The organism is Stenotrophomonas sp. YJH_SMC_58, from assembly GCF_059369635.1.
In genome coordinates, this window is sequence record NZ_JCAFSW010000004.1 from 74,605 (window position 1) to 92,027 (window position 17,423).

Annotated in this window: 18 protein-coding genes; 13 read left to right on the forward strand and 5 right to left on the reverse strand. The window is 66.4% G+C overall.

What is annotated here, in order from left to right:
* The first annotated feature begins 40 nt into the window (after positions 1–40).
* Positions 41–538, forward strand: coding sequence for a pyridoxamine 5'-phosphate oxidase family protein (locus AC5P68_RS07000; RefSeq protein WP_033834120.1), 498 nt, complete (start codon positions 41–43; stop codon positions 536–538).
* A gap of 92 nt (positions 539–630) precedes the next feature.
* On the opposite strand, the gene AC5P68_RS07005 is transcribed toward AC5P68_RS07000, so the two are convergent.
* Both AC5P68_RS07005 and AC5P68_RS07010 read right to left on the reverse strand, forming a co-directional pair.
* Positions 631–1,290, reverse strand: a complete 660-nt coding sequence (locus AC5P68_RS07005; RefSeq protein ID WP_414497732.1) for an exopolysaccharide biosynthesis protein — start codon at positions 1,288–1,290, stop codon at positions 631–633.
* On the reverse strand, positions 1,274–2,578 hold the full coding sequence (locus AC5P68_RS07010; RefSeq protein WP_033834122.1) for a hemolysin family protein: 1,305 nt from the start codon (positions 2,576–2,578) through the stop codon (positions 1,274–1,276). The genes AC5P68_RS07005 and AC5P68_RS07010 overlap by 17 nt, the downstream gene beginning before the upstream one ends.
* A gap of 292 nt (positions 2,579–2,870) precedes the next feature.
* Between AC5P68_RS07010 and AC5P68_RS07015 the strand changes: the two genes are divergently transcribed.
* Both AC5P68_RS07015 and AC5P68_RS07020 read left to right on the forward strand, forming a co-directional pair.
* Positions 2,871–3,497: a DUF47 domain-containing protein gene (locus AC5P68_RS07015; RefSeq protein WP_004152833.1), complete on the forward strand. Its 627-nt coding sequence runs from the start codon at positions 2,871–2,873 to the stop codon at positions 3,495–3,497.
* A gap of 13 nt (positions 3,498–3,510) precedes the next feature.
* On the forward strand, positions 3,511–4,632 hold the full coding sequence (locus AC5P68_RS07020) for an inorganic phosphate transporter (protein WP_005408993.1): 1,122 nt from the start codon (positions 3,511–3,513) through the stop codon (positions 4,630–4,632).
* Between the two features lie 371 nt (positions 4,633–5,003).
* Here the strand turns inward: AC5P68_RS07020 and AC5P68_RS07025 are convergent, their stop codons facing one another.
* The 3 genes from AC5P68_RS07025 to parE form a co-directional block, all read right to left on the reverse strand.
* Complete coding sequence (locus AC5P68_RS07025; RefSeq protein WP_414497733.1) at positions 5,004–6,500, reverse strand: S10 family peptidase; 1,497 nt, start codon at positions 6,498–6,500, stop codon at positions 5,004–5,006.
* Positions 6,501–6,610: 110 nt separating this feature from the next.
* Positions 6,611–7,189: a GNAT family N-acetyltransferase gene (locus tag AC5P68_RS07030; RefSeq protein ID WP_033834182.1), complete on the reverse strand. Its 579-nt coding sequence runs from the start codon at positions 7,187–7,189 to the stop codon at positions 6,611–6,613.
* 166 nt (positions 7,190–7,355) lie between these two features.
* A complete protein-coding gene (gene parE, locus AC5P68_RS07035) occupies positions 7,356–9,245 on the reverse strand; it encodes a DNA topoisomerase IV subunit B (RefSeq protein ID WP_005408996.1) in 1,890 nt (629 codons plus the stop codon).
* Between the two features lie 172 nt (positions 9,246–9,417).
* On the opposite strand from parE, the gene AC5P68_RS07040 reads away from it, so the two are divergent.
* The 10 genes from AC5P68_RS07040 to truD all read left to right on the forward strand — a co-directional run bounded on the left by AC5P68_RS07040 (position 9,418) and on the right by truD (position 17,311).
* The gene (locus AC5P68_RS07040) at positions 9,418–9,651 is read left to right on the forward strand and encodes a hypothetical protein (protein ID WP_005408997.1); all 234 of its coding nucleotides are present in this window, start codon (positions 9,418–9,420) and stop codon (positions 9,649–9,651) included.
* Positions 9,652–10,051: 400 nt separating this feature from the next.
* On the forward strand, positions 10,052–11,716 hold the full coding sequence (pyrG, locus tag AC5P68_RS07045; RefSeq protein ID WP_495222506.1) for a CTP synthase: 1,665 nt from the start codon (positions 10,052–10,054) through the stop codon (positions 11,714–11,716).
* An 89-nt stretch (positions 11,717–11,805) separates the two neighbouring features.
* Positions 11,806–12,636: a 3-deoxy-8-phosphooctulonate synthase gene (kdsA, locus tag AC5P68_RS07050; RefSeq protein WP_049404300.1), complete on the forward strand. Its 831-nt coding sequence runs from the start codon at positions 11,806–11,808 to the stop codon at positions 12,634–12,636.
* Positions 12,633–12,980, forward strand: a complete 348-nt coding sequence (locus AC5P68_RS07055; RefSeq protein ID WP_033834125.1) for a hypothetical protein — start codon at positions 12,633–12,635, stop codon at positions 12,978–12,980. Before kdsA ends, AC5P68_RS07055 begins: the two co-directional genes overlap by 4 nt.
* Complete coding sequence (locus AC5P68_RS07060) at positions 12,980–13,309, forward strand: hypothetical protein (protein WP_049404302.1); 330 nt, start codon at positions 12,980–12,982, stop codon at positions 13,307–13,309. Before AC5P68_RS07055 ends, AC5P68_RS07060 begins: the two co-directional genes overlap by 1 nt.
* Before the next feature lie 96 nt (positions 13,310–13,405).
* Positions 13,406–14,698 (forward strand): phosphopyruvate hydratase, encoded by a 1,293-nt coding sequence (gene eno / locus AC5P68_RS07065; protein WP_049430304.1) that lies wholly within the window; start codon positions 13,406–13,408, stop codon positions 14,696–14,698.
* A 4-nt stretch (positions 14,699–14,702) separates the two neighbouring features.
* Entirely contained in the window at positions 14,703–15,056 is a 354-nt protein-coding gene (gene ftsB, locus AC5P68_RS07070; RefSeq protein ID WP_005412924.1) for a cell division protein FtsB, read from the forward strand.
* A complete protein-coding gene (gene ispD, locus AC5P68_RS07075; RefSeq protein WP_005409004.1) occupies positions 15,053–15,751 on the forward strand; it encodes a 2-C-methyl-D-erythritol 4-phosphate cytidylyltransferase in 699 nt (232 codons plus the stop codon). The genes ftsB and ispD overlap by 4 nt, the downstream gene beginning before the upstream one ends.
* A 34-nt stretch (positions 15,752–15,785) precedes the next feature.
* Positions 15,786–16,283, forward strand: coding sequence for a 2-C-methyl-D-erythritol 2,4-cyclodiphosphate synthase (gene ispF, locus AC5P68_RS07080; RefSeq protein ID WP_024956349.1), 498 nt, complete (start codon positions 15,786–15,788; stop codon positions 16,281–16,283).
* A complete protein-coding gene (gene truD, locus AC5P68_RS07085) occupies positions 16,280–17,311 on the forward strand; it encodes a tRNA pseudouridine(13) synthase TruD (RefSeq protein ID WP_184013800.1) in 1,032 nt (343 codons plus the stop codon). The genes ispF and truD overlap by 4 nt, the downstream gene beginning before the upstream one ends.
* Positions 17,312–17,423: the final 112 nt, after the last annotated feature.

Consider the following 17,423-nt stretch of genomic DNA (forward strand, 5'->3'; position numbering starts at 1 on the left):
AACCGCGTCTGATGGGGGCTCATATCGAAGGAGCCCCCACATGGCCGACACCCGTGCCGAACACATCGCCCAGCTGGCCGAACTGATCAAGGACGTGGAGGTGGCGATGTTCACCACCACCGGCGTCGACGGCCGCCTCTACAGCCGGCCGTTGGCCACCCAGCAGGTCGCCTTCGACGGTGACCTGTGGTTCGTGATCACCGGCGACAGCCCCAAGGTGGCCGAGATCGCGCTCGACCCGCGGGTCAACGTGGCGTATGCCTCGCCCTCGAAGAACACCTATGTGTCGGTGGCGGGGCGGGCACGCGTGGTCGACGATCGCGCGAAGATCGAGGCGCTGTGGTCACCGGCGATGAAGCTGTTCTTCCCCGGTGGCAAGGATGACCCCAACCTTCGCCTGATCCATGTGCGCGCCGACAGTGCCGAGTACTGGGACGGTCCGGGCACGCTGCTGGGCAAGGCGTTGACCTTCGTGCTGTCGGCGGTGCAGGACGAACCGGCGGCGCTGGCCGACAACGGTTTCATTGATCTTCGGTGATGACCGACGTCCGGTATTGGTAGTGCCGGCCGCTGGCCGGCAAACCTGGAAACGTGGCAGCCGGCCAGCGGCCGGCTCTACCGGATTCCGGCTCAGAACCAGCGCTGGAACAGCTCCACCGTATAACCCACCAGCTGCCCCGAACTGAAACCGAAGAACGCGATCGCTGCCACGGCGGCGATCCAGTTGAACAGCATCAGGGCGCCATCGCGTTCCAGCAGCGCCAGCGAGAACAGCAGCAGCTGGAAGCCGAACAGGAAATTGGTGAAGGGAATAGGCAACGACAGCAGCAGGCCCAGCAACACCAGCAGCAGGCCACTGAAGGCGTGGGCAGGCAGCGGTGTCAGCAGTTGCGGCAGGCGGGGTTTCAGCATCTTGTCCAGGCGCCGCAGCGGTCGATCGATGCGGTCCAGGAAACGATGCATGGTGCCGCGCTTTGGCCCGCGGCGGGCGATGAAGCCGGGCAGCCAGGGCCGGCGCAGGCAGCACAGCATCTGCAGGCCGATCAGGACCACCAGTGGGCCGCTGACCGCGCCGCCCATGCCCGGGATCGGGATGAACGACGGCAGGATCGCCACGAACAGGAACACGCCGAACGCGCTCTGCTGCAGGTTGCCGAGGATCTGGCCCAGCGGCATGTGCTCGGCGGGATCGCCAGAGGCAAACATCTCCAGCAGGGTACGGATGCCCTCGTTGCGGTAGGTCGGGCGCTCGGCGCCCGGACCCTGGCCGGCCTCAGGCGGTGAGCTCATCGGCCTGCTCGTCGGACAACGTGCGCAGCAGCAGCTTGTCCACGCGCGCACCGTCGAGGTCGACCACTTCGAAGCGCCAGCCCGCCCAGTCGAAGTACTCGCCCGCGTGCGGAATGCGGCCGAAGTAATGGATGCACATGCCGGCCAGCGTGTAGTAGTCGCCGTCCTCGGCGTCGGGCAGGTCGTTGCTGCCGATCAGTTCGCGCACGTCTTCGATCGGCAGCGATCCGTCCACCAGCAGCGAGCCGTCTTCGCGGGTCACCACCAGCGCGTCCTCGTCGGCGTTCTCCACCGCCTGCAGGCGGCCAACCACTGCGCCCATCAGGTCGCTGATGGTCACCAGGCCCTGGATCTCGCCGTACTCGTCCACCACCAGTGCCATCGACTGCTGTTCCTCGCGGAAGATTTCCAGCAGCTTCATCGCGTGGGTCGATTCGGAGACGTACAGGGGTTCGCGCAGGGTCTGGAACAGCGCGTTGTCGCCGCGCGCCATGCGCGTGGCCAGCGATTTCAGTTCGAGCACGCCGACCACGTCCATGTCGTTGTCGCGGTACACCGGGTACCGGGAGAACTCGTGTTCGGCCATGATTTCCAGGTTGCGCTCCAGCCCGGCCTGGGTATCCAGCCACGCGATGCGGTTGCGTGGGGTCATCAGGCTGTCGGCGGTGCGGTCGCCCAGGCGCATGACGCGGTTCATCATGTCGCGCTCGTGGGTATCGATCACGCCGGCCTCGTGGCTTTCGGCGACCAGCATGCGGATCTCTTCTTCGGTCACCGAGGCGACTTCATCCTTGCCCAGGCCGAACAGGCGCAGCACCAGCTGGGTGGTCCTGGACAGCAGCCAGACGAAGGGCAGGGCGAGCTTGGCCAGCCAGCTCATCGGCATCGCGACCAGGCCGGCAATGGCCTCCGAACGGGTCAGCGCCAGGCGCTTGGGCACCAGTTCGCCGAAGATCAGCGTAATGAAGGTGATCAGACTGACCGCCAGCGCGGTACCGATGTTGCCGGCATAGGCGAAGCCCGGCATCAGGCCCTGGATCCAGCCGGCGAAGGCTTCGCCCAGCGCTTCACCGCCGAGGTAGCCGGTCAGCACGCCGATCACGGTGATGCCGATCTGCACGGTGGACAGGAAGCTCTCCGGCTTCTCGGACAGCTCCAGCGCCTTGGCCGCGCGCTTGGAGGTGGCGGCCATCTGCTTCAGGCGGCTCTTGCGCGAGGTCATGACCGACATCTCGGACATGGCGAAGAAGCCGTTCAGCAGAACAAGCGCGAAGACAATCAGGATCATTTCAAACACGGGCGTCGTCCCCGGTTGGTGGCAGGGAGGGCGGGTGCTTGCGATGGCGGCAGGCGCTCAGGAACGGGGTCCGGCGCGGCGCTGGGGGATAAGGGTCGTCGTCCATAGGATGCGCCCGAAGGCGCGCTGGCATCTTAGCAAAGGGGCATGGCAGGGTGGCAACCGCCTGTTCAGGTTCAGGGTTCCGAGCCCCGGAAAGGGGGCGGGGATACCCGTGATGGTCATCTAGCCGTCATAATTCCGTCTGGTGCCGTCCTTCCCGCGACGGCTGACAGGTTTCTCAATGTTCTCTCTGCAGACCATTTTCGGTTCCGGCAAACAGTTCTACACCCTGCTCGATGAGGCCGCCGTCGCGGCCTCCGACGCCGCCAAGGCGCTGCATTCCATGCTGCGCGAGGCCGACCGCCAGCCCGCGCTGGACGCCTTCAAGCTGGCCCGCCTGCGCGAGCGCGCGGCCTCCGACAAGATCAGCCAGGCGCTGGTGGACAGCTTCATGACCCCGATCGAGCGCGAAGACATCGAAGCGTTGGGCTCGGCCCTGTACAAGATCCCCAAGCAGATCGAGAAGTTCGCCGATCGCTATTCGCTGGCCACGACCCACCTGGAGCACATCGACTTCGCGCCGCGCGCGGCGATGCTGGAACAGGCCGCCGGCGTGGTGGTGGAGATGGTGGCCGACCTGCGCCACATGAACCTGGACCGGATGACCGCGCTGAACGAGAAGCTGCGCTCGCTGGAAAACGAGGCCGACCGCCTGATGCTCGAGCTGTACCGCGACATCTATTCCGGCCGCCTGGACAACCTGCAGATGTTCCTGCTGAAGGAATTCTTCGAGATCCTGGAAAAGGCCATCGACCGTTGCCGCGAGGCCGGCGTGGTGGCGTACCAGATCGTGTTGAAGAACAGCTGACGGACGCCGCCGCATGTTGACCCTTGTCCTGGTGGTGATCCTGGCCGCACTCGTCTTCGAGTTCATCAACGGCTTCCACGACACCGCCAATTCCATTGCCACCGTGGTCGCGACCAAGGTGCTCTCGCCTGGCTGGGCGGTGATGCTGGCCGCCTTCATGAATCTCATCGGTGCGCTGACCGGCACCGCGGTGGCGCTGACCATCGCTTCGGGCCTGCTCAACACCAACGTGGTCGAGGTCACCCCGCAGGTGATCCTGTGCGCGCTGCTGGGCGGCATCATCTGGAACCTGATCACCTGGTGGAAGGGCCTGCCGTCCTCGTCCTCGCATGCGCTGATCGGTGGCCTCTGCGGCGCCGGCCTGGCGGCCGCCCACAACAACTGGGACGCGCTGATCTGGTCCGAGCGCCTGGGCAGCTGGGCGCAGAACAAGGGCCTGCTGTGGAAGGTGTTCGTGCCGATGATCACCTCGCCGATCGCCGGCTTCCTGCTCGGCATCGTGGTGATGGTGCTGCTGTGGGGCCTGATTGCCGGCCTGGCCAGGATCGGTGGCGCCATCGGCCGCTTGGCCCGCCCGCGCATCGTCAACGCGTTCTTCGGCAAGGCGCAGATCGCCTCGGCGGCCTACATGGGCTTTGCCCACGGCCACAACGATGCGCAGAAGACCATGGGCATCATCGCCATGACACTGATCGGTGCAGAAGCCACCGGCGCACTGGATGACCTGCCGTCCTGGCTGGCCTTCATGCACCCGGATGCGCATGCCGGTGACGGCATCGCGATGTGGATCGTGCTGACCTGTGCGGTGGTGATGGCTGCCGGTACCGCCTCGGGTGGCTGGAAGATCATCAAGACCCTGGGCCACAAGATGGTCAAGCTGCACCCGATCCACGGCTTCGCCGCGGAGACCAGCTCGGCCACCATCCTGACCCTGGCCGCCCACTTCGGCATGCCGGTCTCGACCACGCACAGCATCTCCACCGCGATCATGGGCGTCGGCTTCGCCAAGAACCCGCGCTCGCTGAAGTTCGGCGTGATCGAACGCATCGTCTGGGCCTGGATCCTGACCATCCCGGCAGCCGGCGGCTGTGCGTACCTGATCCTGAAGCTGTTCGAGCTGTTCGGCTGGACCTGATCGCCACGCCAAAGTTGCAAACGAAAAAGCCCGCCGGTATCCGGCGGGCTTTTTCATGGGCAGAGAATTCTTCCGCACACATCGTGTCGACCAAGGTCGACACCTACCAGAGCAGAAACAGGGATCCGGTCCCGTGCCGACCAACGGTCGGCACCCACCAACAGCGCACGGAAACTGTCGAAGGCGGGGTGGGATGGGCAGGCGGGGGCGCAGAGCGCCATGGATGGCGCTCTACGAGGCACGCAGGAGCAGTTTTTGCCGTCCCCCGCCTGCCTATCCCACCCCGCCAACCCACGGAAACCCTGCTTTTGCCGTTGCAGTTGCCGTTGATCCGGCGGGTGCCGGGCCGCAGGCCCGGCCACCACCATCAATCAGTTGCGCTGGAACAGCGCCTTCACGTCATTCCGGAACGCCGCCTGGCTGTCCGCCCGGCTGTAGAACATGTGCCCGCCCGGATAGCTCCGCACCTGCACCCGGTCCGGGTTGCTGCCCATCGCCGGCATCTGGTCCACCGTCAGGATCGAGCCCATGAACGGGCACGACAGGTCGTTCCAGCCATGCGCGATCAGCACCTGCAGATGCGGATCGATCGCCACCGCCTGGCGCAGCTGGGTCACCGCACCCTGGCGCAGCTCGCCGTTGCGGTCCCACAACCGATTCACGTCGTAGTTCAGCGCCTGGTAGCGTGCATCCACCTTCCAGCCGACCACGCGCGTCACGAAGTCGACCATCGCCGTGGTGGTCGGCGCAATGATGCTGTCCAGCAGCGGATCATTGGCGCGCTGCTCCGGGTCATTCGGGAATGGATCGAACGCGGTCACATTGGAGTCGTAGCGGCTGCCCAGCGTGCCCTTGTCGCGGAACACTTCGCGCAGGTAGGCCTGGGTTTCCAGGCGGCCACCGGCACGGCGCACGAACTGCGGGTCAAGCCCGGTCAGCTCGGTCACCCGGCGCAGCATCGCCTCGGTCGCCTGCGGATCGCTGCGGCCCTTCATCAACGCGGTGGCGTAATCGCCACGGGTGTACTCCACCACCTCGCGCATTGCTGCGTCGGTGAGCCTGCCCTGGCGCTCCAGGTGCGCCGCGGCGATCGACGGCAGCGTCTGCATCCATGCCATCGGCGAGACGTCGGCGTTGTCTTCTAGCGTCGGGCTCAGGTACGGCGAGACCAGCACCAGGCCGTTCATCGCCACGCCCAGCCGGGTCTGCAGGAAATGGGTGATGCGCGGGCCGCGATAGCCGCCGTAGCTCTCGCCGGTCAGGTACTTGCGTGACGCCATGCGCTGGTTGCGCAGCAGCCAGTCGTAGATCGAGCGCGACAGGTACTCGATGTCGGCGCCGGGGTTGTACAGCTGCTTCTTCGCCTCGTCATCGCCGATGCGCGCGCGGCTGAAACCGGTGCCGACCGGGTCGATGAATACCAGGTCGGTGAAATCCAGCCAGGTGCCCGGGTTGTCATGCAGGGTGGCGGGCGCCGAGGCGCTGTCGCCTTCCGAACCGAAGGTGACCACCTTGGGCCCGATCGCGCCCATGTTGAGGTACACCGACGAGGCACCGGGCCCGCCATTGAGCGCGAACGTCACCGGCCGGTCCTTGCCCGGCATCGTGTACGCAGTGAACACCACATCGGCGATGACCTTGCCCTTCTCATCGCGCACCGGCAGGGTGCCGACGGTGGCGGTGTAGTCCAGGGTGCGGCCGGCCAGGCGCATGCTCTGGCGCGCCGACGCATCGGCAGGCAGCGCAGGCGCGTCGGTCCTGTCGTCTTTCGAATCGGGCTTGGTGTCAGCGGCGGGCGCGGCCAGCACGCTGGTGGGGGCGATGAGCAGGCCGACGCAGAGCGCGGCAGTGTGCAGCAGGGACTTCATGGCACCGGATCGGCAGCGGAAGGGGGTTCCGATGCTAGGCCGGTGGAGTGCCATGCCGTATGTGTCCAAAGGCATGGCCACGTTCTGCAGCGGCTTGCGGCCAGATTGGATCAAACGGGCAGGGCGGCTGCCGCTTCGTCGTTGGCCAGCAGGCCATAGACGGCCGAGTCCGAAAGCTCGCCCTGGATGCGCCAGCGCTGGCGCAGCACCCCCTCGCGGTGGAAGCCGAGGCGGTCAAGCACATGTGCCGAGGGTACGTTGCGTGGATCGATCTCGGCTTCGATGCGGTGCAGGTGCAGGGTGTGGAACAGATAGCCCAGCATCTGCTGCAGAGCCTCATGCATGTAGCCCTGGCCCTGGCGGTCGGGCGCCAGCAGATAGCCGATCTCGGCCCGCATGGCCGCACGATCAATGGCGAATGCGACGCAGACGCCCAGCAGTGGGCCGTTGGGTGATTCGCGCAGGGCCAGCTTCAACTGGGTGCCGATCGCGTGCGCGGCAAGGTCGTCGTCGATCTGTTCGCGGGCTTCGGCCGGTCGCGTCCAGGCCGGGTGGTTCCACCAGCGCATCACGTCCGGATTGGATTGCAGCGCGAACAGCGCGGGCGCGTCGTCACGGCGGATCGGGCTCAGCACCAACCGCGCGCTGTGCAGCGGCAGGGCGGGGAACAGCAACGAGTGGCTGGCCAATACGATGGTCCACAAGGGTGGACGCGCATTATGGCTCCGCCGGGTTTGCCGATGGCGGCGTAATGCCAAGGGCGCATGAGCCGGTAGTGCCGGCCGCTGGCCGGCACTACCGGGCAGCCGGGTCAGAGCCCTTTGCCAGGCAAAGGGATCCGACCCCGTGCCGGGATCAGACCTCCAGCGAGGCCAGATCGCCCTTGGACTCCAGCCAGCCCTTGCGGTCGGAGGCGCGCTTCTTGGCCAGCAGCATGTCCATCAGCGAGCTCGTCTGCTCGCGATCGTCCACGGTCAGCTGCACCAGGCGGCGCGTATCCGGGTGGATGGTCGATTCGCGCAGCTGCGGCGGATTCATCTCGCCCAGGCCCTTGAAGCGGGTGACGTTGATCGCGCCCTTGATCTTCTCGCGTTCGATCTTGTCCAGCATCGAGCGCTTTTCTTCCTCGTCCAGGGCGTAGAACACCTGCTTGCCCACGTCGATGCGGAACAGCGGCGGCATCGCCACGAACACGTGGCCGGCATCGACCAGCGCCGGGAAGTGCTTCAGGAACAGCGCGGTCAGCAGGGTTGCGATGTGCAGGCCGTCGGAGTCCGCATCGGCCAGGATGATGACCTTGCCGTAACGCAGGCCGCTGATGTCGTCCTTGCCGGGGTCGCAGCCGATGGCGATGGCCAGGTTGTGTACTTCCTCCGAGGCCAGCACGCTGTTGGACGAGACTTCCCAGGTGTTCAGGATCTTGCCGCGCAACGGCATGATGGCCTGGAAGTCCTTGTCGCGGGCCTGCTTGGCACTGCCCCCTGCCGAGTCGCCTTCCACCAGGAACAGCTCGGTACGCGACAGGTCCTGGCTGATGCAGTCGGCCAGCTTGCCGGGCAGGGCCGGGCCCTGGGTGACCTTCTTGCGGACGACCAGCTTCTCGGTCTTCAGGCGTGCGCTGGCGCGCTCGATGGCGATCTGCGCGATTTTCTCGCCCAGCTCGACGTTCTGGTTCAACAGCAGGCTGAAGGCATCGTGGGCGGCGCCTTCAACGAAGCCGGCGGCCTGGCGCGAGGACAGGCGTTCCTTGGTCTGGCCACTGAACTGCGGGTCGGTCATCTTCAGCGACAGCACGAACGACACGCGGTCCCACACGTCTTCCGGGGCCAGCTTGACGCCGCGCGGCAGCAGGTTGCGGAAGTCGCAGAACTCGCGCAGCGCCTCGGTCAGGCCGGTACGCAGGCCGTTGACGTGGGTGCCGTGCTGGGCGGTGGGAATCAGGTTGACGTAGCTTTCCTGCACCAGCTCGCCTTCCGGCAGCCAGGCCACGGCCCAGTCCACCACCTCGGTGTCCTTCTTCAGGTTGCCGACGAACAGGTCGGCCGGCAGCGATTCGCGTTCGCCCAGTTCCAGCTTCAGGTAATCGCGCAGGCCGTCTTCGTAGTACCAGGTGTCGACTTCACCGGTGGCCTCATCGGTCAGCTTGACCGTCAGGCCCGGGCACAGCACGGCCTTGGCGCGCAGCAGGTGCTTCAGCGCGCGCACCGCGAACTTGGGCGTGTCGAAGTATTTCGGGTCAGGCCAGAAGCGCACGCGGGTGCCGGTGTTCTTCTTGCCGACGCTGCCGACCACTTCCAGCGGCGTGGCGCGGTCGCCGTTGCGGAAGGTGATGCGGTGCTCGGCACCTTCGCGCTTGATGTGCACTTCCACCAGGGTCGACAGCGCATTGACCACGCTGACGCCGACGCCGTGCAGACCGCCAGAGAAGGTGTAGTTGTTGTTGCTGAACTTGCCGCCCGCATGCAGGCGGGTGAGGATCAGCTCGACACCCGGGATCTTCTCTTCCGGGTGGATGTCCACCGGCATGCCGCGGCCGTCATCGCTGACCTCCACGCTGCCGTCCTTGTACAGGGTGATCTCGATCGAGCGGGCGTGGCCGGCGAGGGCCTCGTCCACCGAGTTGTCGATCACTTCCTGCGCCAGGTGGTTCGGGCGCGCGGTGTCGGTATACATGCCGGGACGGCGCTTGACCGGGTCAAGGCCGGACAGGACTTCAATATCGGCGGCGTTATAGCGGGCGTTCATCTGTCTTCGAAAGCTTGGAGCGACGGGCAAGTGTGGGGTCTGGCACGGGATTTTGCACGCCTGCGGTTCAGTCTCGGCGACGCAGAGGGGGTAAAATGGCAGCCGCTGGAATCTGAATGCCGGCGACCCCCGTTGGGTCGAAACATCCAAGCCATACCGCGAGGAGGACCTCATGAAGAAGTTGCTGACCATTGCGATCCTGGCCGCTGCCGCCGTTGCAGTGCCGCTGGTGGTGGCGCAGAACGCCGGCCAGCCGGCCCCGCAGCAGGGTGGCCAGGCCGACAAGGCGCAGGCCGAAGCCGATGCCAAGGCCAAGCGCCGCGCCCAGGCCAATGCCGAAATGAAGGCGCAGGGCCAGCCGGCCCCGCAGCAGGAAGAGGAAGAAGAGGCGCGGAAGAAGAAGTAGTTCTTCCGCCCTCCGAAGCCCTTGCCGCAAGGGATTCGCCCCCCGACGCCCCGCCCAGCGGGGCGTTTCTTTTGGGCGATGGCCGCAACTGCCCCTTGGGTTGGCGGCCATCAATCTGTAAACTATGGCTTTCCGGGAGTAAGTGCGTGTCCACCCTTTGCGAATGGGCTGGCACGGCCATGCGTGGTCGCCAGCAATGCGGGTCGCAGGTGACGGTCGATTTGACCGGCACGGCCGCCCCGACCTCGCAGGGTGGTCCCCGTCCGGCGCCTGCCGCCGCACGGCCCAGCACCTCCCTCGCTGCCCCAGCGAACCGGAAAACCCCCTTCAAGCTCCATGCCCGCCCTCCGGGTGCGCGTGGTGCTGCCGTTTTCCATTTCCAGACAGGATGCTTGCAGCCATGACTCCCTTGATTTTCGTAACCGGCGGCGTGGTGTCCTCGCTCGGCAAAGGCATTGCCGCTGCGTCACTGGCCGCCATTCTCGAAGCCCGTGGCCTGAAGGTCACGATGATGAAGCTCGACCCGTACATCAACGTCGACCCGGGCACCATGAGCCCGTTCCAGCACGGTGAGGTCTACGTCACCGACGACGGCGCCGAGACCGACCTCGACCTGGGCCACTACGAGCGCTTCGTGCGCACCCGCCTGAGCCGCAAGAACTCGGTCACCACCGGCCGCATCTACGAGAACGTGATCCGCAAGGAGCGCCGTGGCGACTATCTGGGCGCGACCGTGCAGGTCATCCCGCACATCACCGACGAGATCCGCCGCTGCATCGATGAAGCCACCGAAGGTTACGACGTGGCGCTGGTCGAGATCGGCGGTACTGTCGGCGACATCGAGTCGCTGCCGTTCCTGGAAGCGATCCGCCAGGTGCGCACCGAGCGTGGCCCGGAGAAGGCGCTGTTCATGCACCTTACCCTGGTGCCGTACATCGGCGCCGCCGGCGAGCTGAAGACCAAGCCGACCCAGCATTCGGTGAAGGAGCTGCGCTCGATCGGCATCCAGCCGGACGTGCTGCTGTGCCGCTCCGAGCAGGCGGTGCCGGATTCGGAGCGCCGCAAGATCGCCCAGTTCACCAACGTCTCCGAGCGCGCGGTGATCAGCGTGCCGGACGTGGACGTGCTGTACCGCATTCCGTCGGGCCTGCACGCGCAGGGCCTGGACGAGATCGTGGTCAACCAGCTGAAGCTGGCCGACAAGGCCGGCCCGGTCGACCTGTCGATGTGGGAAGACGCGGTCGACGCGACCCTGCATCCGCTGGACGAAGTGACCATCGCCGTGGTTGGCAAGTACGTCGATCACCAGGATGCCTACAAGTCGGTCGGCGAAGCCCTCAAGCACGGTGGCCTGCGCCAGCGCACCAAGGTCAACCTGAAGTGGCTGGAAGCACAGGACCTGGAAGGCACCGACATGGCCGCACTGGCCGATGTCGACGGCATCCTGGTGCCGGGTGGTTTCGGTGACCGTGGTTTCGAAGGCAAGGTGCTGACCTCGAAGTTCGCCCGCGAGCAGCAGGTGCCGTACTTCGGCATCTGCTACGGCATGCAGGCGGTCGTGGTCGACTACGCGCGCAACGTGGTCGGCCTGGAAGGTGCCAACAGCACCGAGAACGACCGCCAGTCGCCGAACCCGGTGATCGGCCTGATCACCGAATGGCGCACCGCGACCGGTGACGTGGAAAAGCGCGACGACAAGAGCGACCTCGGCGGCACCATGCGCCTGGGCCTGCAGGAACAGCGCCTGAAGCCGGGCACGCTGGCCCGCGAGCTGTATGGCAAGGACGTCGTCGCCGAGCGTCACCGCCACCGTTACGAGTTCAACAACCGTTACCGCACCCAGCTGGAAGATGCCGGCCTGGTGATCGCCGGCAAGTCGATGGACGACACCCTGGTGGAAGTGGTCGAACTGCCGCGCGACGCGCACCCGTGGTTCCTGGCCTGCCAGGCGCACCCGGAATTCCTGTCCACGCCGCGTGACGGCCATCCGCTGTTCATCGGTTTCATCCGCGCCGCACGCGAGCGCAAGGCCGGCGGCAAGCTGCTTTCCGAAGCGCGCGCCTGACTTGTGAATGGGGGCTTCGGCCCCCATCCTGCATGCTTCAACCCCCAGCGCACCGGCCCGGCCGGTGCTGCGGACAACAAGGAAACGCCATGAAACTGTGTGGATTCGAGGTCGGGCTGGACCAGCCCCTGTTCCTGATCGCCGGCCCCTGCGTGATCGAGTCGATGCAGCTGCAGCTCGATACCGCCGGCAAGTTGAAGGAAGTCACCGACAGGCTCGGCGTCAACTTCATCTTCAAGTCCAGCTTCGACAAGGCCAACCGTACTTCGGGCACCGCGTTCCGTGGCCCGGGCATGGAAGAGGGCCTGAAGGTCCTGGCCGAGGTCAGGAAGCAGATCGGCGTGCCGGTGCTGACCGACGTCCACGAATACACCCCGATGGACGAAGTGGCCTCGGTGGTGGACGTGCTGCAGACCCCGGCGTTCCTGGTCCGCCAGACCGACTTCATCCGCAAGGTGTGCTCGGCCGGCAAGCCGGTCAACATCAAGAAGGGCCAGTTCCTGGCGCCGTGGGACATGAAGCCGGTCGTGGAGAAGGCCAAGGCCACCGGCAACGAGCAGATCATGGTCTGCGAACGTGGTGCCAGCTTCGGCTACAACAACCTGGTCAGCGACATGCGCTCGCTGGCGGTGATGCGCGACACCGGTTGCCCGGTGGTGTTCGACGCCACCCATTCGGTGCAGCTGCCGGGCGGGCAGGGCACCAGTTCCGGTGGCCAGCGTGAGCACGTGCCGGTACTGGCCCGTGCCGCCGTGGCGGTGGGCATCTCCGGCCTGTTCGCCGAGACCCATCCGGATCCGTCCAAGGCGCTGTCCGATGGCCCCAATGCGTGGCCGCTGGACCAGATGGAAGCATTGCTTGAGACCTTGATGGAACTCGATGCAGTGACCAAGAAGCACGGCTTCTCGCGCTTTGCGTGAGTCGTGACCCGTGGCTGGCGCTGGAAACCCAGCGCCGCCGCCGGCACTGGAAACAGTGGCCGTGGGGCCTGATCGCACTGGGCCTGGCCGTGCTGTTCACTGCGGGCATGTTCGGGCTGGTGCTGATCGGTGCCGCGTCCGTGCGGCCGCCGGGTGATGGCAGCAGCGCACTCGATCTGCGCGCGTACTTCATCGCGCTTATGGTGGCAGAGCTGCTCGGTGCAGTGGGATGCGTCGCTGCTGCTGTGCAGGCCTGGAGGCTGAATCGCGGCAAGGTGGCCGCCGGCCTGGCGATCATCCTGCTCTCTCTGTGGCTCGGCGCCCTGTTCTACGGAGTGCTTTGATGAATGCGACCACATCGGCGCGAGGCTGGCCCTGGGGCCTGATCGCCTTGGGGCTGTCCGTGTTGACCTGGATCGCCCTGGTGGTGGGCGTACTGGCCTTCACCGCCGGTTTCCGGCCGCCGGGGGACGGAAACAACGGCGTGCAGGCCACGCAGTGGTGGCTGCTGGGCGCATTGGTCACGATGGTGCTGTGCTTCCTGGGCAGTCCGGTGGCGATGGTGCTGGCCTGGCGACGGCGGCGTGGCCCCATCCTGGCGGCGATTGCCGGTGCATTGCTGGTGATGCTGGTGTCGATGGTCCTGATCGTGATCGGGTCCAGCTGGGGCTGAAGCCGCCCACGCCATTTGGCAAGTGGCGGGCAGCCGGGGATAATCACGCGGCATTCGTTTTGTCGCCCCCTCTCCAGACAGGTAACCGGTCCGACCATGAGCACGATCCGCAGCATCCACGCCCGTGAAATCCTCGACAGTCGTGGCAACCCCACGCTGGAAGCCGAAGTCATCCTGGAGGACGGTTCGTTCGGTCGTGCCGCGGTTCCCTCCGGCGCCTCGACCGGCACCAAGGAAGCGGTCGAGCTGCGTGACGGCGACAAGACCCGTTACCTGGGCAAGGGCGTGCGCAAGGCCGTCGACAACGTCAACACCACGATTGCCGCCGCGCTGAAGGGTTTTGAAGCCACCGACCAGGCCGGCCTCGACCGTCGCCTGATCGACCTCGACGGCACCGAGAACAAGGGCCGCCTGGGCGCCAACGCACTGTTGGGTGTTTCGATGGCCGCTGCGCACGCCGCCGCCGCATCGAACAAGCAGGCGCTGTGGCAGTACCTGGCCGCCAGGACCGGCGTGACCCCGTCGCTGCCGGTGCCGATGATGAACATCATCAACGGCGGCGCGCACGCCGACAACAACGTCGACTTCCAGGAATTCATGGTGCTGCCGGTCGGCTTCACCTCGTTCTCCGAAGCGCTGCGTGCCGGTACCGAAATCTTCCATTCGCTGAAGTCGGTGCTGAAGGGCCACGGCCTGAGCACGGCGGTCGGCGACGAAGGCGGCTTTGCTCCGGACTTCCGCAGCAACGTCGAAGCGCTGGACACCATCCTTGAAGCGATCGGCAAGGCCGGCTACACCGCCGGTGAAGACGTGCTGCTGGGCCTGGACGTGGCGTCCAGCGAATTCTTCGAGAACGGCAAGTACAACCTGGTGGGCGAGAACAAGCGCCTGACCTCCGAGCAGTTCGTCGACTTCCTCGCCGACTGGGCCGCGCAGTACCCGATCATCACGATCGAAGACGGCCTGGCCGAGAACGACTGGGCCGGCTGGAAGCTGCTGACCGACCGCATCGGCAAGAGGGTGCAGCTGGTCGGTGACGACCTGTTCGTGACCAACCCGAAGATCTTCCAGGAAGGCATCGACTCGGGCACCGCCAACGCGATCCTGATCAAGGTCAACCAGATCGGCACCCTGAGCGAAACCCTGGAAGCGATCGCCATGGCCGACCGCGCCGGTTATGCCGCTGTGGTCTCGCACCGTTCGGGCGAAACCGAAGACACCACCATCGCCGACATCGCAGTGGCTACCACCGCCACCCAGATCAAGACCGGTTCGCTGTGCCGCAGCGATCGCGTGGCCAAGTACAACCAGCTGCTGCGCATCGAGGAAGCCCTCGGCGCCGGCGCGCGTTACGCCGGTCGTGACGCGTTCGTTTCGCTGAAGCGCTGAGCCGATGCGCGACTGGCGCTGGATGCTGCTGGTGCTGGCCCTGCTCCTGGGCTGGCTGCAGTACCGCTTCTGGTTCGGTCCGGGCAATTCGGGCGAAGTGATGATGCTCGAAGCCCAGGTCGCCAACCAGGAGCGGGACAATGAGGGTCTGCAGCAGCGCAACGACGCGCTCGCTGCCGAAGTGAAGGACCTCAAGGAAGGCCAGTCCGCCATCGAGGAGCGCGCACGCAGCGAGCTGGGCATGATCAAGCCCGGCGAGAAGTTCTATCGTGTGGTCGAGGATGCGCCGGTCCATCCGGCGCAGCCTGCGGCAGGTGTCAGTGCGCAGGTTGGCGACCACCCGGCGGACGTGCCATGAGTGCGGCCATCTGGGTCGTGGTTCCGGCTGCGGGTCGTGGCACCCGCTTCGGCGCGCCGTTGCCCAAGCAATACCTGCAGGCAGGGGGACAGATCCTGCTTGCCCATACCCTGGACGCCCTGCTGGCGCACCCGGCCGTGGCCGGGGCGATGGTGGTGATCGGCCAGGACGACGCCGACTGGCCCGGCTGGAACGAGTGGGCGGGCAAGCCGGTGCTGACCTGCATCGGTGGCGCGACCCGTGCCGCTTCGGTGCTGGCTGGCCTGCAGGCGCTGCCGGAGACGGTGCGCGCTGATGAGTTCGTACTGGTCCACGATGCCGCGCGGCCGAACCTGTCGCCGGCCGATCTCGGCCGCCTGCTTGAAGTCGGTCGTACCGACCCGGTGGGGGCGATCCTGGCCGCACCGGTACGTGACACGCTCAAGCGTGCAGGCGACGACGGTGGCATCGATGGCACCGAGCCGCGTGAGCGCCTGTGGCGTGCACTGACCCCGCAGCTGTTCCGCCGCCACCAGCTCAGCCGCGCGCTGTCCGACGCCGCTGCCGCCGGTGTTGAAGTCACCGACGAGGCGATGGCCATGGAGCGCCAGGGCCAGCGCCCGCTGCTGGTGGAAGGCAGCGAGGACAACTTCAAGGTCACCACCCCGGCCGATCTGGACCGGTTCGAATTCGTACTTTCCCGCCGCGCCGGCTGACCGTCCGCGTGGTCCTGCTGCAAGGGTTGCATCCATGAGCACCGCACCGTTCCCGCCCGTCCGCATCGGCCAGGGCTACGACGTCCATGCCTTCGGCGAAGGCGATCACATCATGCTTGGCGGCGTGAACGTTCCACACAGCTGTGGCGTGCTTGCGCACAGCGATGGCGACGTGATCCTGCACGCCTTGTGCGATGCGATGCTCGGTGCGCTGGCGCTGGGCGACATCGGCCAGCATTTCCCACCCAGTGACAACCGCTGGAAGGGCGCCGACAGCAGCGACTTCGTGCGTCATTGCGACAGCCTGCTGCGCGAGCGCGGCTGGCGCGTCGGCAACACCGACATCACCGTGATCTGCGAGCGGCCGAAGGTTGGCCCGCATGCGCTGGCGATGCGTGAGCGCATCGGCGGCCTGCTGCAGTTGCCGCTGGATGCAGTCAGCGTCAAGGCCACCACCTCGGAAAAACTGGGCTTCACCGGCCGTGGTGAAGGCATTGCCGCACAGGCGGTCGTGTTGCTGGTGGCGGCATGATTCCGCTGCCGTTGGCATTTGGTGCGCCGTTGTTGACGGCGCGCATCCGCACTACGCCAGACGATTTCCAGGTTGACGAGCTGCCGGCCTTCGAGGCCACCGGCGAAGGCGAGCACCTGTTGCTGCACATCCGAAAGCGCGGTGCCAACACCGTGCATGTGGCCAAGGTGCTGGCCAAGTGGGCGGGCCTGCCGGAAATGGCGGTGAGTTACGCCGGCATGAAAGACCGCCACGCGGTCACCACCCAGCGTTTCAGCGTGCACCTGCCCAAGCGCATTGCGCCGGACCTGGCCGAGCTGGCCAGTGACGAGATCGAAGTGCTCGAAGCGACCTGGCATAACCGCAAGCTGCAGCGTGGCGCACTGGCCGGCAACCGCTTCAAGCTGGTCCTGCGCGAGGTGCAGGGCGATGCCGCAGCGATCAGCGAACGCCTGCAGCAGATTGCCGGGCGCGGCCTGCCGAACTGGTTTGGCGAGCAGCGCTTTGGCCGCGACGGCGGCAACGTGCCGGCGGCACTGGCGATGTTCGGTGGCCGCCGCATGCGCAAGGACCAGCGTTCACTGCTGCTGTCTGCCGCCCGATCGGCGCTGTTCAACCGCGTGCTGGCCGCGCGCGTGGAGCAGGGTAACTGGGATCAGCCACTGGACGGCGAGGTGTGGATGCTGGACGGCAGTCGCAGCGTGTTCGGCCCGGAGCCGTACACCGACGTGCTGGCCGAGCGCCTCGCGCGGTTCGACATCCATCCCAGCGCACCGCTGTGGGGTGAAGGCGAGCTGCGCAGCACCGAAGCGGCACGCGAGCTGGAGCTGGCCGCGCTCGACGACGAGGAATCGAAGGCACTGCGGGCCGGCCTGGAAGACGTGCGCCTGAAGCAGGAGCGCCGCGCGCTGCGCCTGCGCCCCGCGTTGTTGCAGCACCAGTGGCTTGGCGATGACGTGCTGGAGCTATCGTTCGCGCTGCCGCCGGGCTGCTACGCCACCGCCGTGCTGCACGAGCTCGGCCCGGTCGAAGACGCCTCGCAGGCCTGAGCAGGGCGCGCGGCAGAGTCGACTGTCAGTCGACTTGCGCGCGCAGCGCGGGGTATTCGCTTGCCGCTGGAAGAGCAGTCGACTGACAGTCGACTCTACCTGGACTCATGGC